We start from the raw sequence: 19,116 nt of genomic DNA, 5'->3' as shown, positions 1-19,116 counted from the left end.
CCGTGGGCGTCAGTCTCAAGGACGTTGCGCAGCGGGCGGGCGTGTCCGTCAAGACCGTGTCGAACGTCGTCAACAACTACCAGCACGTCACACCCGGCATGCGGGCCAGGGTCCAGCAGGCCATCGACGAACTCGGCTACCGCCCGAACCTCACCGCCCGCCACCTGCGCAAGGGCCGCACCGGCATCATCGCGCTGGCCGTCCCCGAGTTCGGCAACCCGTACTTCGCCGAGCTGGCCGGGGCCGTCATCGACGCCGCCGCCCGCCACGACTACACCGTCCTGGTCGACCACACCGCGGGGCTGCGCGAGAACGAACTCCTGGTCAGCCAGGGCTTCCGCGCGCACGTCATCGACGGCCTGATCCTCAGCCCCATCCACCTGGAGACCGAGGACCTCACCGGCCGCACCGGCGCCGGCCCCCTCGTCCTGCTGGGCGAGCGCGAGTACGAGGCGCCCTACGACCACATCGCCATCGACAACGTCGCCGCCGCCCGCGAGGCCGTGGGCCACCTCGTCGCCCTCGGCCGCCGCCGGATCGCCTTCCTCGGCTCCCGCACCGGGCGCGAACGCCAACCCGCCCACCTGCGGCTGCGCGGCTGGCGCCAGGAACTGGAGGCGGCCGGCCTGCCCGCCGACGACTCGCTGGTGGTCGTCACCGACGGGTACGGACGGGCCGACGGCGCCCACGCCATGGCCGAACTGCTCGACCGGGGCGCCGCCCCCGACGCCGTCTTCGCCTACAACGACCTCATCGCCATCGGCGCCATGCGCACCCTCGCCGAACGCGGCCTCTCGGTCCCCGGCGACGTCGCGGTGGTCGGCTTCGACGACATCGAGGAGGCCCGCTACGGCACCGTCTCCCTCACCACCGTCTCCCCGGACAAGGAGGCCATCGCCCGCCTCGCCGTGGACAGCCTCGTCGCCCAGCTCAAGGACGGCGCCCCGCCCTCCGCGCCGCGCCGCCCCCGCCCCGGCCACCACCTCGCCGTCCGCGAGTCCGCCCCCGCCGCCCGCCCCGGCGGCGACCGGTGAACGCCCCCACGGCCCCCGCCGTCCGCTACGAACCGCACGGCTACGCCCCCGACGGCGCCCCCGTCCAGCGCTGGCACCTCGACTCCGGCACCGGCACCACCGCCGCCGTCCTCACCTACGGCGGCATCCTCCAGCACCTCACCGTCCCCGCCGCCGACGGCACCCGCGCCTCCGTCGTGCTGGGCCTGCCCACCGCCGAGGCGTACGCCACCGCGCGCGGCCCCTACCTCGGTGCGCTGGTCGGGCGGTACGCCAACCGCCTCGCCCACGGCCGCTTCCCGCTCGACGGCGCCGACCACACCGTCCCCGCCAACGACCGGGGCCACGCCCTGCACGGCGGCCCCGACGGCTTCGACCGGCGCGTCTGGCGGGCCACCCCGGTCCCCGGCCCCGACGCCGCCGCCGTCCGCCTCACCCTGCTCAGCCCCGACGGCGACATGGGCTTCCCCGGGACGCTGGAGGTGGCCGTCACCTACCGCCTCGGCGCCGACCACACCCTGACCCTCGACTACGAGGCCCGCACCGACCGCCCCACCGTCGTCAACCTCACCCACCACGCCTACTTCGACCTGACGGCCGGCACGCACGGCCTGTCCGGCCACACCCTGCGCGTCCCCGGCGTCCACTACCTCCCCGTGGACGCGGGCGCCATCCCGGTCGGCCCGCCCGCCCCCGTCGAGGGCACGCCCTTCGACCTGCGCGAGCCCACCCCGCTCGGCCCGCGCCTGGCCCCCGAAGCAGTCGCGGCCGACCCACAGTTGGCCGCGGCAGGCGGCTACGACCACACCTGGCTCCTCGACTCCGGGCCGGGCCCCGACGGCCTGCGCCCCGCCGCCGCCCTCGCCGCCCTGGACGGCAGCCGCGCCATGGAGGTGTGGACCACCGAACCCGCCGTGCAGGTCTACACCGGCAACCAGCTCGACGCCTCCCTCACCGGCAGCGACGGCCGCCCGCTCACCCGCCACCGCGCCGTCTGCCTGGAGACCCAGCACCTGCCCGACTCGCCCAACCACCCCGAGTACCCGAGCACGGTCCTCCGCCCCGGCGAGGAGTTCCGCAGTCGCACCGCCTACCGCTTCCCGCATCTGAGCGGCGTCTGACCCGGGTGGCCGGCCGGGACCGCACAGGGTTCGGTCCCGCCCGGGCACCCGCGTGCGTCAGTTCAGCCGCGCCCGCGCCGCCCGGGCCTGGCCGCGCACCAGCTCGGCCGCCTCCGGGTCGACGGCGGCCACCACCTCGGCGTACGACTCCAGTTCGCGGGCGCCGCGCACGAAGTCGCCGCACTTCACCAGGAGTTGCGCGTGCTCGTACCGCAGGTCCGCCGGGTGGGACGGCAGGAGCAGCGACAGTTCGACCGCCCACAGGGCCACGTCGGTGCGTTCGGGGCGGGCCGCCGCCCAGGCGCGGATGTTGTTGAGGACCCGGCGGATCACCTCCAGCGGATCGGCCGGGCGCAGCAGCGACGGGTCGAGCGGGGCGCCCGTCACGCCGGTGACCAGGAGGGAGGCGTCGGCAGGCGAGAGCAGGGTGCCGCCGTCGAAGGGGTCGGCCAGCACCAGGTCGTCCGGCGGGCCGAAGCCGACCGTGAAGTGGCCGGGCAGGGCCACCCCGTGGACCGGGGCGCCCGCCCGGCGCGCCACCTCCAGCCAGACCACCGACAGCAGGATCGGCAGGCCCCGGCGGCGTCGCAGCACCTCCTGGAGGAGCGAGGACTCCAGCCGCCGGTAGTCGGACTCGGTGCCGTGGAAGCCGTACCGGGTGCCGAGCAGCTCGGCGAGGGCCAGGGCCCAGTCGCGCGGGGTGGCGGGCCGGTAGGGGAGTTCCCCGGCCAGCCGGTCCAGTTCCACCTCGGCGGCGTCGATGCCCGGCTCGCCCCGGGCGGGGTCGGCGACCGCCCCGACGAGCAGGCAGAGCCGGGCGAGCCCCGGCCGCCCGGAGCGGGCCTCCTCGGCGAACTCGGTCCGCAGCCGCAGCGGGTCGGGCAGCTCCATCAGGCTCCGTCCCCCGGGGCGCGGTGGTGGTGGTAGTGGTGGTGCACGGTGAAGCCGGACCGCTCGTACATGGCACGGGCCGCCGTGTTCTCCCGCTCCACCTGGAGCCAGGCCGCCGAGGCGCCCTCGGCCAGTGCGCGGGCCGCCAGCGCCGCCATCACGTCGGAGGCGAACCCCCGTCGCCGGTGCTCCGGGTCGACCTCGACCGCGGCGAACCCGGCCCACCGCCCGTCCACCACGCACCGCCCGATCGCCCGGGCCGGTCCGCCCGGCTCGCCGTCGACCACCGCGAACCAGACCGAGGGCCCGCCGGTCAGCACCGCCGTGACCTCCGGCCGTACCTCGCCCACCCGCTGATAGCGGCTCAGCCACGCCGCGTCGGGCTCACGGACCAGCCGCACGGCGGCGCCCGGCGCCCGGTCGGCCAGCGGCGCCAGCGCGCCGGTGCGCAACTCGGCCGAGACCTCCCGGGCCCAGCCCAGCTCCTCCAGACGGGCCGCCAGCGGCTCCTGCGTCCCCTCGCCGCCGGTGGCGGTCTGGACGTAGGCGGGCAGGCCGCGCGCGGCGTACCAGCGGACCACCGCCGCCAGCGCCTCCGGCAGCCCGGTGCCCGGATCGCCCAGCGGCAGCACGGAGTTGGCGCGCCGGGTGAACCCGGCGGCCGCGCGCAGCTCCCAGTCGCCGAGCCGCTCGCTCTCCACGGGCGGCCAGCCGCGCGCCGCCACCCGGGCCAGTTCGGCGTAGGAGGCGGCGGGGCCGCGGCGGCGGGCGGGGGCGGCCGGGACCGTCTTGGCGGCGGCCAGCGCCGCCTCGGCGACGCGCACCGACTCGCCGGAGCGGCGTGTGATGCTCAGCACTCCGCCGGTCCATGATGTGAGAACACCCACCGTGTCGGTGAACCGCGCGTCCCCCGTTCCGGTATCCGTGAACGCACGCACCGAGACGCGTTTTCCCACGTCATCGGGGGTGATGCGGACTTCCAGCTGTCCGCCGGCAGTGAATTCCACAGCTTCGGCCGCCCCTCCTGTTCGGATCATCTCCCGGAACGGAGATACTAGGGGCGGGCATCGACGACGCCGCGCTCCCGCGCGCCAGGCGGCGGAGCCTGTAGAGACGGCCCGCCAGCGCCCTATCGAGGAGGAACGACAGCGTGACCTACGTCATCGCGCAGCCTTGTGTCGACGTGAAGGACAAGGCGTGCATCGAGGAGTGCCCGGTCGACTGCATCTACGAGGGCCAGCGGTCCTTGTACATCCACCCGGACGAATGCGTCGACTGTGGAGCCTGTGAGCCGGTCTGCCCGGTCGAGGCGATCTTCTACGAGGACGACACTCCTGAGGAGTGGAAGGACTACTACAAGGCGAACGTCGAGTTCTTCGACGAGCTGGGTTCGCCCGGCGGGGCCAGCAAGCTCGGTCTCATCGAGCGCGACCACCCCTTCATCGCCGAACTGCCGCCGCAGAACCAGTAGGGCCCAGGCCCCGGCTCTGCCGAGACAGTGCGTACGAGGTCCCGCCGGTTCCGCACCGGCGGGACCTCGTCGTTTCCCAGACCGATCCGACCTCCCCCCCGCCCCACCAGGACCCGAAAAGAGCAGCCGTGTCCGCAGCCGCGCCCTCACCCGTCTCCGCGCTTCTCCCCGCCTTCCCGTGGGACAGGCTCCAGCCGTACAAGGAGACCGCCGCCGCCCACCCGGACGGCCTCGTCGACCTCTCCGTCGGCACCCCCGTCGACCCGGTCCCGCCGCTGGTGCGCGAGGCGCTGACGGCCGCCGCCGACTCGCCGGGCTACCCGACCGTGTGGGGCACCGCCGCGCTGCGCGCCGCCATCCTCGGCTGGGCCGCCCGCCGCCTGGGCGCCGAAGGGCTGACCGAGCGGAACGTCCTGCCGGTGGTCGGCTCCAAGGAACTCGTCGCCTGGCTCCCCACCCAGCTGGGCCTGGGCCCCGGCGACACCGTGGCCTTCCCGCGCCTGGCCTACCCGACGTACGAGGTCGGCGCCCGCCTGGCCCGCGCCGAGCCGGCTGTCTACGACGACCCGGTCACCGACCTCGACCCGGGCCCGCTCAAGCTGCTCTGGCTCAACTCGCCCTCCAACCCGACCGGCCGCGTCCTCGGCAAGGACGAGCTGGCCCGGATCGTGGCCTGGGCCCGGGAGCACGACGTGCTGGTCGTCAGCGACGAGTGCTACCTCGAACTGGGCTGGGAGGCCGACCCGGTCTCGGTGCTCCACCCCGAGGTGTGCGGCGGGAGCCACGAGGGGCTGGTCGCCGTGCACTCGCTCTCCAAGCGCTCCAACCTGGCCGGTTACCGCTCGGCGTTCATCCTCGGCGACGCGGCCGTCCTCGGCGAGCTGCTCCAGATCCGCAAGCACGGCGGGATGATGACGCCCGCCCCCGTCCAGGCCGCCACCGTCGCCGCCCTCGGCGACGACGCCCACGTGGCCGAGCAGCGCGAGCGGTACGCGGCCCGCCGCACCGCCCTGCGTGAGGCCCTGCTCGCCCACGGCTTCCGCGTGGAGCACAGCGAGGCCAGCCTCTACCTGTGGGCCACCCGCGACGAGCCCTGCTGGGACACGGTCGCCCACCTCGCCTCGCTCGGCATCGCCGTCGCCCCGGGCGACTTCTACGGCCCCGCCGGGGACCGCTTCGTACGGATCGCCTTCACCGCCACGGACGAGCGCGTAGCGGCCGCCGTCGCCCGCCTCACCGCCACCGCCTGACGGTCGGTCCGGACACGCCACAGGGCCCCGGGGAGTCCGCGCTCCCCGGGGCCCTGTGCGCCGGTGGGTCAGCCGAGCGGCAGGCCGCCGGGGAGGCCACCGGTGGGCAGGCCCTTGCCGGGCAGGCCGCTCTGGGCGGCGGAGCCGGCCGTGTCGCCGACCGCCTTGCCCGCGGAGCCCGCGAGGGTGCCGACGGCGTCCTGGGCGGCCGGGGCGACGGTCTTGCCGGTCTGGCCGACCGTCTTGCCCGCGGCGGGCACCGCGGTGCCGACGGCCTGGGAGCCGGTCTTCCCGGCCGCGCCGGTGGCACCCTGCGCGGCACCGTCGAGGGTGTTGCCGAGGCCCTCGCCGTCCAGGGCGGTCAGCCCGGACAGGTTCGACCCGACGGGCAGCTCGGCGGCGTTGGCCGCGCCGGCCGCACCGGCCACGGGGGCGGCCGCGGCGGCGACCAGCAGGGCGGCTCGGGCGATCCGGCGGCTCAGGGGGAGGGACATGTTGCTCCTTCTGGGGGGACGTGGGGCGCGGACCGGTGAGGCGGCCGACGCGCCGTCCGGACCGGTGAGCCCGGCCCTGCGACGCCGTGACTACCGCGCCGGAGCGGCGAAGGTTGCGGCACGAGCGGATCACGAATCGATAACGCGTCACATTGTCGGCCTCCCCGACAAGCGGTCCGGCGGCTCATCAGCCGAATGCTTTCCGCAGCCTCTGAACTAGGCGTTCGCCCGCCCGCCACCCCGGCCTCCGGGGCCCCGCGCGCCTCGGGCGCCCCGGCCCGCACACGCCACCGTCCGGGTGATCCCTCGCACGGGCGTGCAGCGGCCGCGGGGGCGGCCCGACGGCGTCCCCGGCGGCGGAACAGGCTTCCTCAGCCGTCGCACCCTCACCAGGACAAGTCACGCACCACCGGCGGACGGTCGGGAACGCACCGCACCAGCCGGGCCGCCGGGTCGTCCAGCGAGGCCGAGAACCGCACCGGCCAGGTCTCCTCGGGCCCGAGGTAGCGGGTCAGTTTCCGTACGGCCCGCGCCCGGTCCAGCGGGACCACCTCGGCGGCGCCCCGGCAGGTGGCCGAGAGCACCTGGCCGGTGGCGAGGTCGCAGCTGTCCACGACGAGGGCGACCACCGGGTCCGCCGCGAGCCGCCGCCCGAGCCGGGCGTACGCCCCCGTGAGCCACCAGAAGGCCCCGTCCTCCCAGAGGAACCACACCGGCCGCACCGTCGGGCCGGCGGTGGCGACGCGGGCCACCAGGGGCCGGGCGAGGAAATCGTGCACGTCGGGAGCGGCCATGCGGGGACGGTAACGCCCCAGGCGCGCGCGGGGGAGGGGGCCGTCGGCTCAGCCCTCCGACACCACGATCCGTACCGTGCCCGTGCCGCCGCCCCGCGTCTCCTCCGCCGAGGTCTCCCAGTCACCCCCGGTGCGCCAGGTGCGGCCCGCGTAGGTGACCTCCGAGACGCCGAGCCGGGTGGCGTTGGCGACCGCCCAGTGGGCCAGCTCCCAGCCGCGGCGCTTGCCGTCCGCCGGGGTGACGGGGAGCTCGACGGTGCGGGGGCCGTCCGCCGTGCCGTCCGCGCCCGAGCCGGCAGCGCCCGTGGCCGGGAGGACGTCCTTGCCGAAGTCGCGGGCCAGCGCCGCCCGGAGTGCCTTCTCGTCGCCGGGCTCCTCGGTGGCGCCGCCGCAGGTCAGCGTGGTGGCGGCGCGGCCGGTGAGGGCGGCGGCCAGGAGCGAGGCGTCCCGCTCGTGCTTGGCGTACGCCTGCGGGAAGCCGCTCTTCTGGACGCGCTGGGCCGCCACGGTCAGCGGCAGCCGGGAGTAGCCGGGGACCTCGGCCAGGTGTTCGTAGAACTTCTCCGAGGAGTAGACCGGGTCCATGATCTGCTCCGGCTTGCCCCAGCCCTGCGAGGGGCGCTGCTGGAAGAGGCCGAGTGAGTCGCGGTCGCCGTAGTCGATGTTGCGCAGCGAGGACTCCTGGATCGCGGTCGCCAGGGCGATCGTCACCGCCCGTTCGGGCATGCCCTTGCCGGTGCCGACCGCGGAGATGGTCGCCGCGTTGACCGCCATCACCGCGCTCAGCTCGTACGTCTCGGCGGGGTCGTCGGCGGAGCGGACCACGCACCGGGAGCCGGCCGGGGTATCGCCGCGCTGCTGCGCCGCGAGGTACCCGGCGAGCGCCAGCAGCACGACCAGGGCCGCGCCGACGCGCAGCACACGGCCGCGCCGGAAGAAGGAGGGCTCAGACACGCTGCCCAAGGTACTGGAGGGGGCCGAGGGCGTGCCGGGCCGCCCGGCGGGACCGCGTTAGGGTCGCGGTCATGGCTCCGACCTCCCTTGACCTCACGCTCGACGCCGCCGCCCTCACCGCCGCCCTCGTCGACCTCCCCTCCGAGAGCGGCGACGAGCGCGCCCTCGCGGACGCGATCGAGGCGGCCCTGCGCCCGCTGCCGCACCTGACGGTCGACCGGTACGGCAACAACGTCGTCGCCCGCACCCGCCTCGGCCACGCCGAGCGCGTCATCCTCGCCGGGCACATCGACACCGTGCCGATCGCGGAGAACGTCCCCTCCCGGCTCGACGAGGACGGGGTCCTGTGGGGTTGCGGCACCTGCGACATGAAGTCCGGGGTCGCCGTCCAGCTGCGCATCGCCGCCACCGTCCCCGAGCCCAACCGCGACCTCACCTTCGTCTTCTACGACAACGAGGAGGTCGCCGCCGACCTCAACGGCCTCGGCCACGTCGCCGACGCCCACCCCGACTGGCTCGAAGGGGACTTCGCCGTCCTCCTGGAGCCCTCCGACGGGCAGGTCGAGGGCGGCTGCCAGGGCACCCTGCGCGTGCTCCTGCGCACCACCGGCGAGCGCGCCCACTCGGCCCGCTCCTGGATGGGCGCGAACGCCATCCACGCCGCCGCCCCCATCCTGGACCGGCTCGCCGCCTACCAGCCGCGTTACCCGCTCATCGACGGCCTGGAGTACCGCGAGGGGCTCAACGCGGTCGGCATCGAGGGCGGCGTCGCGGGCAACGTCATCCCCGACGCCTGCACCGTCACCGTCAACTTCCGCTACGCCCCCGACCGCACCCCCGAGGAGGCCCTCGCCCACGTCCGTGAGGTCTTCGACGGCTGCGGCGTCACCGAGTTCATCGTCGACGACCACAGCGGCGGCGCCCTGCCCGGCCTCTCCCACCCGGCCGCCGCCGCCTTCGCCGAGGCCGTCGGCGGCACCCCGATGCCCAAGTACGGCTGGACCGACGTGGCCCGCTTCAGCGCGCTCGGCGTCCCCGCCGTCAACTACGGCCCCGGCAACCCGCACCTCGCCCACCGGCGCGACGAGCGGGTCGACACCGCCAAGATCCTGGACGCCGAGAAGCGGCTGGCGGCCTGGCTGACCGCCTGAGCCGGGGCCCGCTCCCGGGCCGCCCGTTCACCGCTTCCGGGCGGCCATGTCCGCTTCCGCCCGCCGTAACAGCGCTCCGCCTAGGCTGACATGGCAAGACGTCCACCGGGACCCCCGGCGGACGGTGCCGCAGTACCGGAAGGGAAGGGGAGTACATGGCCACTCCACAAGCAGCGGATGTGCCCGAGGAGCAGCGGCTCGGCCCCGTCGTGCGGCGGCGCGAGCAGATCCAGCCCGGCACCACCGACCAGCGGCTGCTGGACACCAAGAGCGACTCCAGCTGGGTGCACACCGACCCCTGGCGCGTCATGCGCATCCAGTCGGAGTTCGTGGAAGGGTTCGGGGCGCTCGCCGAACTCGGGAGCGCCATCAGCGTCTTCGGCTCGGCCCGCACCGGCCCGGAGTCCTTCGAGTACCAGACCGGCGTCGAGCTGGGCAAGGCGCTGGTGGAGGCCGGGTTCGCGGTCATCACCGGTGGCGGGCCCGGCGCCATGGAGGCGGCCAACAAGGGCGCCCGCGAGGCCGGCGGCGTCTCCGTCGGCCTCGGCATCGAGCTGCCGTTCGAGCAGGGACTCAACCGGCACGTCGACATCGGCGTGAACTTCCGCTACTTCTTTGTCAGAAAGACAATGTTCGTGAAGTACGCGCAAGGGTTCGTGGTCCTCCCCGGCGGCATGGGCACGCTGGACGAGCTGTTCGAGGCGCTGACGCTGGTGCAGACCCGCAAGGTGACCCGGTTCCCGATCGTGCTGTTCGGCCGGGAGTACTGGGGCGGGCTGGTCGACTGGCTGCGGGACACGGTGGTGGCGCAGGGCAAGTGCGCCGCCAAGGACCTCCTGCTCTTCCACGTCACCGACGACGTGGAGGAGGCCGTCGCCCTGGTCACCAAGGAGACCGAGCCGCGCCGCCACCCCGGCACAGGCCCGGCCGTCGCCATCGGCTCCTGACCGCCCCGGCCCGCCGCCCCGGCACCGGCCGGGGCCGGCGGGGGGCGCGGGGCCGGTCAGCGGCCCGGGGCACCGGTACGGGCGTACCGGCCCGGAGTGGTGCCCACCACCTTCCTGAAGTGCCGGTTCAGGTGCGACTGGTCGTAGAACCCGGCGGCCGTCGCCACCTCACCGGGCGGCAGCCCGTCGAGCAGCAGGCGGCGGGCCCGGCCCACCCGGAGCGTCGTCAGGTACTGGTGCGGCGCGATGCCGAAGGCGCCGCTGAAGGCGCGGACCAGGTGGGCGGGGTGGGCGTGCAGCAGCGCGGCCGCCTCGTCGAGGGTGAGCCCCTGGCGCAGCCGGGCGTCCAGGAGTTCCCGCAGGCGGTGGGCGAGGCCCGGGTCCCGCACCGGGCCCGGCGCGGCCAGGCGGGGCCGCAGGTGGGCGCGGAGCCGTTCGCGGATCAGGGCGAGCCTGCTCTCCGCCTCCAGTTCGTCCCCGGGCGCCGCCAGCGCCGTGTGCAGCCGGCCGACCCGGCGGCGGAGCAGGGCGTCGGCCAGCTCGGGCCGGTCCACGGCCGGACCGACGAGTTCGGGGCCGAGCTGGGTCAGGTCCAGGTACAGGACGCGTTTGCGGAAGCCGTGCGCGGTGGCCGGGGAGCCGTTGTGCGGGACGTGCGGCGGCAGCAGGGTGACCGTGTCGGCCGGGGTGCCGTGCGGGTGCCGGTCCAGGTCGTAGCGGACGGCGCCGTCGTCGACGAGGAGCAGCGTCCACACGTCGTGGACGTGCATCGGGTAGGCGTGCTCGGTGAAGTGGGCGTGGAAGACCTCCGCCACGCCGGGGACCGGTGGGCGCCACGCGTGGATCTGCTGGCCGGCCGTCACGCAAAAAACGTACAAGACCGGGCGGCGGGCCGGTCGGCAGGCTCGGGGCATGACGACGAACGACACCGCACCCGTCCGCTTCGACACCAAGATCGCCGTGCTGCTCCGCGAGGACCTGGAGGGCTGGCAGCGGCTCAACGTGACCGCGTTCCTGGTCAGCAGGCTCGGGACGCAGCACCCCGAGGTGATCGGCGAGCCGTACGAGGACGCGGACTCCACCGCCTACCTGCCGATGCTGCGCCAGCCGGTGCTGGTCTTCGAGGGGAGCAAGGAGACGCTGACCGCCGCCCACGGCAAGGCGCTGGCCCGGGTGCTGCCCCGGGCCGTCTTCACCTCCGACCTCTTCGCCACCGGCAACGACCGGGACAACCGCGCCGCCGTGCGGGCCGTCGGCAGCGACCAGCTGGATCTGGTGGGCCTCGCCGTGTACGGCCCGCGCAACGCCGTCGACAAGGTGCTCAAGGGCGCCCGCATGCACCCCTGACCAACCGGAGCACCGGTCAGTCCGCCAGCGCCCTCAGCTCCTTCTCGGTGAGGGCGAGCCCGAAGACCTCGCGCAGGGTCGCGTCCAGGGCCTGGGGCGCGATCTCCCCGGTGGTGGTCTTCCCGTCGGGGAGGGTGGTGACGTGGGTGAGCCCGTCCAGGCTGTGGTGGGCGTCCGGGGCCATGCGCTGGGCGAAGAGCCGCCGCACGAACGGGGAGCGCGGGTGGGTGCCCACGAAGTGGCTGGCCACCACGTAGTCGATCGGGTACTGGGCGGTGAGCGTGAAGGTGTGCCGGTCGATCCACGAGCCGGGGGAGCCCCCGGTGCCGGGCGCCGACTGGTACAGCCACCACTGGTCGATCCCGTGGGTGCCCGGGTGCCGCTCGAGCCGGTACCGCCAGCCGTCGTACGCCGCCTCGGCCCCGTCGGCCAGCTCGACGGGCCCGAGCGGACCGGCGCCGAAACCGACGTCGCAGAGCCACCGGCGCGTGTCGTCGCGGGCGGTCACCGCGAGCAGGCCGTGGGTGGCGGGCAGCACCTTGTCCGCGCCGAGGCTGACCCGCCCGAGCAGGCCGGTGACGTGGAACCCCAGCCGCTCCAGGACGGCGGCGAAGAGCCCCACGTGCTCGAAGCAGTAACCGCCGCGCCGCCCGTGGACGAGCCGGTCCTGCACGGAGGGCAGGTCGAGCGGCAGCTCCCGCCCCAGGACGGCGTGGACGTTCTCGAAGGGGATGCCGGTGGTGTGGGCGCGGTGGAGGTCACGCAGGACGGCGAGCGTGGGCTCACGCGGCCCGTCGTACCCGACCCGCGCCAGGTAGGCGTCGAGGTCGAGCAGTTCGCCGGACCAGCGGTCGGGCCGGTGGCCGGTCGGGGTGGCGGCTGTCGGGATGGTCATGGGTTCAGCCTCCAACCTCGACCACGGTGGAGGTCAAGCCGGTTTTCTCCGGCTACGCCAGTCCCCGCCGCGCCACCGCCGGCTCCCGGTGTCCGGCGATCGAGGCGACCATGTCGAGCACCTGGCGGGTCTCGGCCACCTCGTGGACGCGGTAGACCTGGGCGCCGAGCCAGGCGGAGACGGCCGTGGTCGCCAGGGTGCCGAGCAGCCGCTCCTTGACCGGGCGGTCCAGGGTCTCGCCGACGAAGTCCTTGTTGGAGAGCGAGACCAGCACCGGCCAGCCGGTGGCGGCCAGTTCACCGAGGCGGCGGGTGGCCTCCAGGCTGTGCCGGGTGTTCTTCCCGAAGTCGTGGCCCGGGTCGATCATGATCCGGTCCCGGCGCACCCCGAGCGCCACCGCCCGCTCGGCGAGGCCCACCGTCACGTCGAGGATGTCGGCCACCACGTCCTCGTACGCGACCCGGTGCGGCCGGGTGCGCGGGCGCGCTCCGCCCGCGTGGGTGCAGACCAGCCCGACGTCGTGGCGGGCGGCGACCTCCGCCAGCTTCGGGTCCACCCCGCCCCAGGCGTCGTTGAGTACGTCGGCCCCGGCCTCGCAGACCGCCTCACCGACCTCGTGGCGCCAGGTGTCGACGCTGATCACCACGTCGGGGTGGCGCTCGCGGACCCGGGCGACGAAGCCGACGGTGCGGCGCGCCTCCTCGGCGGCGTCCACCTCGTCGCCGGGTCCTGCCTTGACCCCGCCGATGTCCACGATGGCGGCGCCCTCGGCGACCGCCCGGTCGACCCGCTCCAGCGCGGGCAGGTCGTCGAAGGTCGCCCCCTGGTCGTAGAAGGAGTCGGGGGTCCGGTTGACGATCGCCATGATCACCGGCTCGTGCGGCCCGAACTCCCGGCGTCCCAGACGCAGCATCCGTCGTACTCCTTCTCGCAGGTGGTCGCCTGCGACCTTAACTGTCGGCCGCGCATGGCACGATCGGGGTCCGACGCGTGGCGGGCCACGGACCCGCGCGCGTGATCTCACGACGTACGAGCGGTGGAGTCCCCGAGATGGTCATGTTCGTGTTCCTGGTCATCGCGCTGGTCGTGGTGGTGGCGGCGGTGACGCTGGCCGTGGTGGGCGGCGGCTCGCGGGCCGTGCTGCCCGAGGCCGGGCCGGAGACCGTCGCCTACGCCTTCCCCGAGGACCGGCCGCTGGCCCGTGCCGACGTCGACGCGCTGCGCTTCCCCGTGGTGCTGCGCGGTTACCGCATGACCGAGGTCGACGACGCGCTCAGCCGCCTCGGCGCCGAACTCGCCGAACGCGACGCCCGCATCGCCGAGCTGGAGAGCGCCCGCGCGGGCGACCAGGCACACGCCGTCGGCGGCCCCGGACTCCTCGCCCCGCCCCCCGAACCGGGCACCACCGAGGAAGGCCCGGCCGGCCCGCAGGGCGAGGGGGAGCAGCGATGAGCGAGACGACCGCCACCGCGCCCGCCAAGGGCACCCTGCCCGGCCCGGACGGCGCCCCGCGCTGCCCCTGGGGCCTGTCCACCGAGGACTATCTCGCCTACCACGACACCGAGTGGGGCCGCCCCGTCCACGGCGACGACGCCCTCTTCGAACGGCTCTGCCTGGAAGCCTTCCAGTCCGGCCTCTCCTGGCTCACCATCCTGCGCCGCCGGGAGACCTTCCGGGCCGCCTTCGCGGGCTTCGAGATCGCCGCCGTCGCCGAGTTCACCGAGGCCGACCGCACCCGGCTGCTCGCCGACCCCGGCATCATCCGCAACCGCGCCAAGGTCGACGCCACCCTCGCCAACGCCCGCCTGCTCGCCGACTGGCCGCAGGGCGAACTCGACGCGCTGATCTGGTCGTACGCGCCCGAGCCGGCCGGCCGCCCGGCGCCGCGCACCGTCGCCGACGTGCCCGCCGTCACCGACGCCTCGACCGCGCTGGCCAAGGAGCTCAAGAAGCGCGGCGTCCGCTTCGTCGGCCCCACCACCGCCTACGCCCTCATGCAGGCGTGCGGCCTGGTCGACGACCACCTCGCCGACTGCGTGGCGCGCGGGACCGGCACCCGGTGAGCGACCTGGAGCTGCGGGGCGAACGGGTCCTGCTGCGCTCCACCGTCCCCGCCGACACCCCCGTCCTCGACGCGATCGTCCGCGAACCCGAGGTCGCCCGGTGGTGGCCGCCGCCCGAGGCGTACGCCGCCATGCTCGCCGTCGTCGTGGACGGCGAGGTGATCGGCGCGATCCAGTTCAGCGAGGAGAGCGACCCGGAGTTCCGCCACGCCGGCATCGACCTCTTCCTGTCGGCCCGGTGGCACGGGCAGGGCCTGGGCCCCGACGCCGTACGCACCCTGGCCCGCTGGCTGATCGCCGAGCGCGGCCACCACCGCCTGGTCATCGACCCGGCCGCCGCCAACACGCACGCCATCCGCAGCTACCGCAAGGTCGGCTTCGCCCCGGTCGGGATCATGCGCGCCTACTGGCGCAACCACCGCACCGGCGCGTGGGAGGACGGCCTGCTCATGGACCTGCTGGCGGCCGAACTGACCTGAGGGACGGACCTGGGAGACGCGTACGGCCGCCCTCCCGCTTCCGGGAGGGCGGCCGTACGTGGTGCCGGAGCGGAGCGGCCCGGGTCAGCGGCCCAGGTACTTCGGCTCCTCCTTGGCGAGGAAGGCGCGGACCGCGATGACGTGGTCCTCGGAGGTCCCGGCGCGGGTCTGGAGCTCGTCCTCCTTGGCCAGGGACTCCTCCAGGGTGTGCCCGGCGCCGAAGGCCACCGCCTCCTTGATCGCGGAGAGCGCCACCGTCGGGCCGGCCGCCAGGCGCCGGGCCAGCTCCAGCGCGGTGGCGGCCAGCTCGTCGGCCGGGACCACGCGGTGCAGGATGCCCAGCTCCAGGGCGCGCTCGGCGGTGATGTTCTGCGGGAAGAAGAGCAGCTCCGTGGCGCGGGTGGTGCCGATCACCCGGGGCAGCGTCCAGGACAGGCCCGAGTCGGAGGAGAGCGCCACCCCGGCGAACGAGGTGTTGAACTTGGCGGTGTCCGCGGCGATCCGGTAGTCGGCGGCGAGCGCGAAGCCGAAACCGGCCCCGGCGGCGGCACCGTTGACGGCGGCCACGACCGGCTTGCGCATCCGCGTGATCGCCAGCGTGATCGGGTTGTAGTGCTCCCGGACCGTGGTCATGGTCAGCTCGGTGCCGGACTCCTTGTCCGACATGAGGTTGCCGACGTGCTCCTTGAGGTCCTGGCCCACGCAGAACGCCCGCCCGTTGGCGGTGAGCAGCACGGCGCGCACCGCGTCGTCGGCCTCGGCGGCCAGCAGCGCCTCGCGCAGGGCGACCTTGGCCTCGGTGTTGAGGGCGTTCATGGCCTCGGGTCGGTTCAGCGTGATCGTCGCGAGTCCGTCACTGACCTCGTACAGCACGGCGTCGGCCATGAGCCTGCTCCTCACAAGTTGTGCGTCCGTGGCCCGGCGCGGCACCGGGGCCCCGGCCAAGCATCCCCCAGGGCGGCCGGGCCGGTGCGGCGCGGGGGTGTGTGACCTGCGTCAAAGAAAAACGTGCCGCCAGGGTGTATGCGGCGGCGCAGTATCGCAGCCGCATCGCCGAATTGGGTGGTTTTGCTCAAGCGCGTTGCGCAAGCGATGCCGACCGATGTTGGTCATCGGGTCCGGGGATGCGGGATAATGGCTGGGAAGCAATGTGTTCGATGCCGGTGACACAGCGCCTGTCATGGGGCCGCCGGCTGCGACGAGCTGGTTTCAGGAAGGGGAACGAGCATGGCGGCCATGAAGCCGCGGACGGGTGACGGCCCGCTCGAGGTGACCAAGGAGGGGCGGGGCATCGTCATGCGGGTTCCGCTCGAAGGTGGTGGGCGACTCGTGGTCGAGCTGACCCCGGACGAGGCGGACGCATTGGGCGATGCCCTCAAGAAGGTCGTCGGCTGACGCACATAGCGATGAACCTGTGACGCCGCCCCCGGCACCGTACGCGGTACCGGGGGCGGCGTCGTGCCCGGGGTCGGGTCCGCCGGCTCCGGCGGGGTCCCGTCAGCGCTTGACGCCGCAGAGCAGCCCGTCGCCGACCGGCACCAGCGAGGGGATCAGCGCCGGGCTCTCGCGCACCTCGCGGACCAGTTCGCGCAGCCGCACCACCTCGACCGGCTGCGGCCCCGACTCCACGGTCCGGCCGTCGGCGAGCACCCCCTCGAAGCAGACGAGGCCCCCGGGGCGCAGCAGGCGCAACGATTCAGCGAGGTACTCCAGCCCCTCCGTCCGGTCCCCGTCGCAGAAGACCAGGTCGTACCCGCCGTCGGCGAGACGGGGCAAAACGTCCAGGGCGCGGCCGGGGATGAAACGGGCCCGGTTGGCGGCGTAGCCGGCCGCGCGGAACGCCTCCCGGGCGAACTGCTGGCACTCCGGCTCGGTGTCGACGGTGGTGAGGACCCCGTCGGGGCGCATCCCGCTGAGCAGGTGGATGCCGGAGACCCCGGTGCCGGTGCCGATCTCCGCCACCGCTTTGGCGTCGACCGTCGCGGAGAGCATCCGCAGCACGGCGCCGGTGGCGGGGGACACCGGCCGCAGCCCCGCCGCGTGCGCCTGGTCCCGGGCCCACAGGAGCGCCTCGTCCTCGGCTACGAAGGCGTCGGCGAACGTCCAGCCCGTCTGCCGGTTGCCGGTAATGGCCCTCTCCTGTCCCCAAAGTTGCCTGGCGGTGACTGTATCCGTTGGGGCCGGGAACCCGCAGATGGGACCGGGCGTTGGGGAGGGCAGGGAGCGGGGCGCGCCAGGCGTCCCGGCGGGCGGAGACGAGGAGCGGCCCATGACGGCGGTTGCGGAGGCGGTGACGACGGCCCGCCGCCCGGCGTACGCGACGCCCGGCGCGGCGGTGACCAGCGCGTTCGTGCCCGGCGCCGGAGCCGGGCCGGTCCGTGGGCGACCCCTTGCGGCCGCCTGGGGCACCCTCCCGGGTCCCACGCCAATTCCTGGTAAAAACTCTTATCCCGAGCTAACGGCAGGGGTGGCTATGGTAGGGGCTCCACTGGACACCACCAGAGCCGACAGGGGAGGTGCGGCTGCGGCCGGTGACCGGGGAGGTGTGCTCAGACGTCTTCTCAGGTCGGCCGGCGAGCCGAAATCCGTGACCGACACCGCTGACCGAAGCCTTCCGCGCCGCCGTACGCCGGCCCAGGGAGGTGCGCCCGCCGCCGAATCCGTGCAGACCGCGACCTTCGCCGCCGACGCGGACTCGCCGACGTGGGCCCCGCCCAGCTGGGAGGAGATCGTCAGCACCCACAGTGGTCGCGTCTACCGCCTCGCCTACCGCCTCACGGGCAACCAGCACGACGCCGAGGACCTGACCCAGGAAGTCTTCGTCCGCGTCTTCCGCTCGCTGTCGACGTACACGCCCGGCACCTTCGAGGGCTGGCTGCACCGCATCACCACCAACCTCTTCCTGGACATGGTGCGCCGCAAGCAGCGCATCCGCTTCGACGCCCTCGCCGAGGACGCCGCCGAGCGGCTGCCCAGCCGCGAGCCCTCGCCGCAGCAGGTCTTCCAGGACACCCACTTCGACGCCGACGTGCAGCAGGCGCTGGACACCCTCGCGCCCGAGTTCCGCGCCGCCGTCGTCCTCTGCGACATCGAGGGCCTGTCGTACGAGGAGATCGCCGCGACCCTCGGCGTGAAGCTCGGCACGGTCCGCAGCCGTATCCACCGGGGCCGTTCGCAGCTGCGCAAGGCGCTCAAGCACCGTTCGCCCGAGGCCCGCGCCGAGCGCCGCTCCCTGGCCGGGGCGGTGGCTCCGATGCCGGGAGGAGGAGGCGCGTCCACGTGAGCGGTTCACGCCCGACACCCGTCGAACAGCACCTGGGGGACCGCCTCGCCGCGCTGGTCGACGGCGAGCTGGGGCACGAGGCCCGCGAGCGGGTCCTGGCCCACCTGGCGACCTGCTGCAAGTGCAAGGCCGAGGCCGACGCCCAGCGCCGCCTGAAGTCGGTCTTCGCCACGGCGGCGCCGCCGCCCCCCAGCGAGAGCTTCCTCGCCCGCCTCCAGGGCCTTCCGGCGGCCGGCCCCGACGGGCCGACCGACTCCGGCTCGGGCTTCGGCGCCGGGCCGCCCTTCGGCAGCTCCGCCGACTTCGGCATGGCCCCGGGCGCCTTCCGGTACGCCCCGGTCGCGCCGGCCCTGCCCGAGGAGCCGCGCTCGGGCTTCCGCATCCACGACCTCGGCCGCGCCGAGGCCGAGCGCTCCGCCTCCCGGGGCCGCCGCTTCGCCTTCGCCGCCGCCGGTGCCGTCTCGCTGGCCGCGCTGGCGCTCGGCGGGGTCGCCGCGGGCACCCCGGTCGACACCACGGAGCGCGCGGGCGCCGGCAAGAGCAACGTCACGCCCCTGCGCACCCAGGCCGGCACCGGCCAGGCCGCCCCCGACTCCCGCAGCCGCCGGGGCGGCTCCCCGCCGGCCTTCGCCGCGCAGGGCGAGACCCGCTCCGGCCCGCGCGAGCAGGTCGGGGACGCCGCCCCGCGCCACCCGGGCCCGCCCCCGCTCCTGGAGGAGCTGGAGCCGTACCCGTACTCCGCCGCCCTCCTCAAGGCGCCCGGCAGGCCCGCGCCCTGGACACCCCGCTCGGTGCCGCTGCCCCTGGCCGCACCCCAGGACGCCGCCCGCTCCGGGATCGCCGCCGCCCCGTCGGCCGGCCTCCCCGGCGTCTCCGGGCTCTCCGCCGCGCCCTGACGGGCGGTGGGGCTCACTGAAGTGGGCGCGGCGGGCCTCGTCCCCGTACCTGCGGGGCGCTGAGAGC

23 protein-coding genes are annotated in these 19,116 nt (G+C 74.9%); 13 read left to right on the top strand and 10 right to left on the bottom strand.

The annotated features are described in order from the left end of the window. Nucleotides 1–2: 2 nt before the first annotated feature. Together OIM89_RS08875 and OIM89_RS08870 are read left to right on the top strand one after the other, a co-directional pair. The gene (locus tag OIM89_RS08875; protein WP_087773141.1) at nt 3–1,034 is read left to right on the top strand and encodes a LacI family DNA-binding transcriptional regulator; all 1,032 of its coding nucleotides are present in this window, start codon (nt 3–5) and stop codon (nt 1,032–1,034) included. Continuing rightward, nucleotides 1,031–2,134 carry an aldose epimerase family protein gene (locus OIM89_RS08870; protein WP_047467400.1) on the top strand — a complete coding sequence of 368 codons (1,104 nt, stop codon included), beginning with the start codon at nt 1,031–1,033 and terminating at the stop codon, nt 2,132–2,134. Before OIM89_RS08875 ends, OIM89_RS08870 begins: the two co-directional genes overlap by 4 nt. Nucleotides 2,135–2,191: 57 nt before the next feature. On the opposite strand, the gene OIM89_RS08865 is transcribed toward OIM89_RS08870, so the two are convergent. Then, entirely contained in the window at nt 2,192–3,025 is an 834-nt protein-coding gene (locus OIM89_RS08865) for a transglutaminase-like domain-containing protein (protein ID WP_030695759.1), read from the bottom strand. Further along, nucleotides 3,025–4,062, bottom strand: a complete 1,038-nt coding sequence (locus tag OIM89_RS08860) for a GNAT family N-acetyltransferase (RefSeq protein ID WP_175456981.1) — start codon at nt 4,060–4,062, stop codon at nt 3,025–3,027. The genes OIM89_RS08865 and OIM89_RS08860 overlap by 1 nt, the downstream gene beginning before the upstream one ends. Nucleotides 4,063–4,175: 113 nt before the next feature. Between OIM89_RS08860 and fdxA the strand changes: the two genes are divergently transcribed. Together fdxA and dapC are read left to right on the top strand one after the other, a co-directional pair. Beyond that, nucleotides 4,176–4,496 (top strand): ferredoxin, encoded by a 321-nt coding sequence (gene fdxA, locus OIM89_RS08855; protein ID WP_003950669.1) that lies wholly within the window; start codon nt 4,176–4,178, stop codon nt 4,494–4,496. A 128-nt stretch (nt 4,497–4,624) separates the two neighbouring features. Continuing rightward, nucleotides 4,625–5,746, top strand: a complete 1,122-nt coding sequence (gene dapC, locus OIM89_RS08850) for a succinyldiaminopimelate transaminase (RefSeq protein ID WP_195730397.1) — start codon at nt 4,625–4,627, stop codon at nt 5,744–5,746. 68 nt (nt 5,747–5,814) lie between these two features. Here the strand turns inward: dapC and OIM89_RS08845 are convergent, their stop codons facing one another. The 3 genes from OIM89_RS08845 to OIM89_RS08835 all read right to left on the bottom strand — a co-directional run bounded on the left by OIM89_RS08845 (nt 5,815) and on the right by OIM89_RS08835 (nt 7,988). Next, a complete protein-coding gene (locus tag OIM89_RS08845) occupies nt 5,815–6,240 on the bottom strand; it encodes an ATP-binding protein (protein WP_047467393.1) in 426 nt (141 codons plus the stop codon). 386 nt (nt 6,241–6,626) lie between these two features. Continuing rightward, on the bottom strand, nt 6,627–7,034 hold the full coding sequence (locus OIM89_RS08840; RefSeq protein WP_226964375.1) for a pyridoxamine 5'-phosphate oxidase family protein: 408 nt from the start codon (nt 7,032–7,034) through the stop codon (nt 6,627–6,629). A gap of 48 nt (nt 7,035–7,082) precedes the next feature. Next, a complete protein-coding gene (locus OIM89_RS08835; protein WP_226964376.1) occupies nt 7,083–7,988 on the bottom strand; it encodes a hypothetical protein in 906 nt (301 codons plus the stop codon). A gap of 71 nt (nt 7,989–8,059) precedes the next feature. On the opposite strand from OIM89_RS08835, the gene dapE reads away from it, so the two are divergent. Both dapE and OIM89_RS08825 read left to right on the top strand, forming a co-directional pair. Next, nucleotides 8,060–9,139, top strand: a complete 1,080-nt coding sequence (gene dapE, locus OIM89_RS08830; RefSeq protein WP_175456983.1) for a succinyl-diaminopimelate desuccinylase — start codon at nt 8,060–8,062, stop codon at nt 9,137–9,139. Nucleotides 9,140–9,294: 155 nt separating this feature from the next. Then, entirely contained in the window at nt 9,295–10,086 is a 792-nt protein-coding gene (locus OIM89_RS08825; RefSeq protein WP_030695752.1) for a TIGR00730 family Rossman fold protein, read from the top strand. Nucleotides 10,087–10,142: 56 nt separating this feature from the next. On the opposite strand, the gene OIM89_RS08820 is transcribed toward OIM89_RS08825, so the two are convergent. After that, on the bottom strand, nt 10,143–10,949 hold the full coding sequence (locus OIM89_RS08820; protein ID WP_030695751.1) for an AraC family transcriptional regulator: 807 nt from the start codon (nt 10,947–10,949) through the stop codon (nt 10,143–10,145). Nucleotides 10,950–10,998: 49 nt separating this feature from the next. Between OIM89_RS08820 and OIM89_RS08815 the strand changes: the two genes are divergently transcribed. Continuing rightward, nucleotides 10,999–11,433, top strand: a complete 435-nt coding sequence (locus tag OIM89_RS08815; RefSeq protein WP_264491127.1) for a DUF2000 domain-containing protein — start codon at nt 10,999–11,001, stop codon at nt 11,431–11,433. A 16-nt stretch (nt 11,434–11,449) separates the two neighbouring features. On the opposite strand, the gene OIM89_RS08810 is transcribed toward OIM89_RS08815, so the two are convergent. Both OIM89_RS08810 and folP read right to left on the bottom strand, forming a co-directional pair. Beyond that, on the bottom strand, nt 11,450–12,328 hold the full coding sequence (locus OIM89_RS08810; RefSeq protein WP_226964377.1) for an arylamine N-acetyltransferase family protein: 879 nt from the start codon (nt 12,326–12,328) through the stop codon (nt 11,450–11,452). Nucleotides 12,329–12,380: 52 nt separating this feature from the next. Then, complete coding sequence (folP, locus tag OIM89_RS08805) at nt 12,381–13,241, bottom strand: dihydropteroate synthase (RefSeq protein ID WP_023417227.1); 861 nt, start codon at nt 13,239–13,241, stop codon at nt 12,381–12,383. A 137-nt stretch (nt 13,242–13,378) separates the two neighbouring features. Here folP and OIM89_RS08800 point away from each other — a divergent pair, with 137 nt between their 5' ends. From OIM89_RS08800 to aac(6'), 3 genes are read left to right on the top strand one after another with little or no spacing between them, the layout of a single operon-like run. Next, nucleotides 13,379–13,780 carry a DivIVA domain-containing protein gene (locus OIM89_RS08800; protein ID WP_264491126.1) on the top strand — a complete coding sequence of 134 codons (402 nt, stop codon included), beginning with the start codon at nt 13,379–13,381 and terminating at the stop codon, nt 13,778–13,780. Beyond that, nucleotides 13,777–14,391, top strand: coding sequence for a DNA-3-methyladenine glycosylase I (locus OIM89_RS08795; protein WP_047467385.1), 615 nt, complete (start codon nt 13,777–13,779; stop codon nt 14,389–14,391). Before OIM89_RS08800 ends, OIM89_RS08795 begins: the two co-directional genes overlap by 4 nt. Before the next feature lie 5 nt (nt 14,392–14,396). Beyond that, nucleotides 14,397–14,870 (top strand): aminoglycoside 6'-N-acetyltransferase, encoded by a 474-nt coding sequence (gene aac(6') / locus OIM89_RS08790; RefSeq protein WP_107069985.1) that lies wholly within the window; start codon nt 14,397–14,399, stop codon nt 14,868–14,870. Between the two features lie 84 nt (nt 14,871–14,954). Here aac(6') and OIM89_RS08785 read toward each other — a convergent pair whose 3' ends face one another. After that, nucleotides 14,955–15,755: an enoyl-CoA hydratase-related protein gene (locus tag OIM89_RS08785; protein WP_030695744.1), complete on the bottom strand. Its 801-nt coding sequence runs from the start codon at nt 15,753–15,755 to the stop codon at nt 14,955–14,957. A 342-nt stretch (nt 15,756–16,097) separates the two neighbouring features. On the opposite strand from OIM89_RS08785, the gene OIM89_RS08780 reads away from it, so the two are divergent. Then, entirely contained in the window at nt 16,098–16,265 is a 168-nt protein-coding gene (locus OIM89_RS08780) for a DUF3117 domain-containing protein (RefSeq protein ID WP_003966491.1), read from the top strand. A gap of 102 nt (nt 16,266–16,367) precedes the next feature. Here OIM89_RS08780 and OIM89_RS08775 read toward each other — a convergent pair whose 3' ends face one another. Next, nucleotides 16,368–17,141 (bottom strand): O-methyltransferase, encoded by a 774-nt coding sequence (locus tag OIM89_RS08775; RefSeq protein WP_372588001.1) that lies wholly within the window; start codon nt 17,139–17,141, stop codon nt 16,368–16,370. Between the two features lie 202 nt (nt 17,142–17,343). On the opposite strand from OIM89_RS08775, the gene sigE reads away from it, so the two are divergent. Both sigE and OIM89_RS08765 read left to right on the top strand, forming a co-directional pair. After that, nucleotides 17,344–18,153 (top strand): RNA polymerase sigma factor SigE, encoded by an 810-nt coding sequence (sigE, locus tag OIM89_RS08770; protein WP_264491125.1) that lies wholly within the window; start codon nt 17,344–17,346, stop codon nt 18,151–18,153. After that, the gene (locus OIM89_RS08765; protein ID WP_030695741.1) at nt 18,150–19,049 is read left to right on the top strand and encodes an anti-sigma factor family protein; all 900 of its coding nucleotides are present in this window, start codon (nt 18,150–18,152) and stop codon (nt 19,047–19,049) included. The genes sigE and OIM89_RS08765 overlap by 4 nt, the downstream gene beginning before the upstream one ends. Nucleotides 19,050–19,116 lie beyond the last annotated feature (67 nt).

This window comes from Streptomyces sp. BI87 (assembly GCF_025957665.1).
Taxonomy (GTDB): domain Bacteria; phylum Actinomycetota; class Actinomycetes; order Streptomycetales; family Streptomycetaceae; genus Streptomyces; species Streptomyces albidoflavus.
Note: the sequence above shows the minus strand (reverse complement) of the source record. Positions and strands in the feature narration are given on the sequence as shown.

Coding starts and splice junctions, on each gene's coding strand:
- sigE (WP_264491125.1), top strand. CDS start 17,344: ATGGTAGGGGCTCCACTGGACACCACCAGAGCCGACAGGGGAGGTGCG.
- OIM89_RS08780 (WP_003966491.1), top strand. CDS start 16,098: ATGGCGGCCATGAAGCCGCGGACGGGTGACGGCCCGCTCGAGGTGACC.
- OIM89_RS08795 (WP_047467385.1), top strand. CDS start 13,777: ATGAGCGAGACGACCGCCACCGCGCCCGCCAAGGGCACCCTGCCCGGC.
- OIM89_RS08860 (WP_175456981.1), bottom strand. CDS start 4,062: ATGATCCGAACAGGAGGGGCGGCCGAAGCTGTGGAATTCACTGCCGGC.
- OIM89_RS08800 (WP_264491126.1), top strand. CDS start 13,379: ATGGTCATGTTCGTGTTCCTGGTCATCGCGCTGGTCGTGGTGGTGGCG.
- OIM89_RS08825 (WP_030695752.1), top strand. CDS start 9,295: ATGGCCACTCCACAAGCAGCGGATGTGCCCGAGGAGCAGCGGCTCGGC.
- OIM89_RS08775 (WP_372588001.1), bottom strand. CDS start 17,141: ATGGGCCGCTCCTCGTCTCCGCCCGCCGGGACGCCTGGCGCGCCCCGC.
- OIM89_RS08845 (WP_047467393.1), bottom strand. CDS start 6,240: ATGTCCCTCCCCCTGAGCCGCCGGATCGCCCGAGCCGCCCTGCTGGTC.
- OIM89_RS08810 (WP_226964377.1), bottom strand. CDS start 12,328: ATGACCATCCCGACAGCCGCCACCCCGACCGGCCACCGGCCCGACCGC.
- OIM89_RS08865 (WP_030695759.1), bottom strand. CDS start 3,025: ATGGAGCTGCCCGACCCGCTGCGGCTGCGGACCGAGTTCGCCGAGGAG.
- OIM89_RS08785 (WP_030695744.1), bottom strand. CDS start 15,755: ATGGCCGACGCCGTGCTGTACGAGGTCAGTGACGGACTCGCGACGATC.
- folP (WP_023417227.1), bottom strand. CDS start 13,241: ATGCTGCGTCTGGGACGCCGGGAGTTCGGGCCGCACGAGCCGGTGATC.
- dapE (WP_175456983.1), top strand. CDS start 8,060: ATGGCTCCGACCTCCCTTGACCTCACGCTCGACGCCGCCGCCCTCACC.
- OIM89_RS08815 (WP_264491127.1), top strand. CDS start 10,999: ATGACGACGAACGACACCGCACCCGTCCGCTTCGACACCAAGATCGCC.
- OIM89_RS08840 (WP_226964375.1), bottom strand. CDS start 7,034: ATGGCCGCTCCCGACGTGCACGATTTCCTCGCCCGGCCCCTGGTGGCC.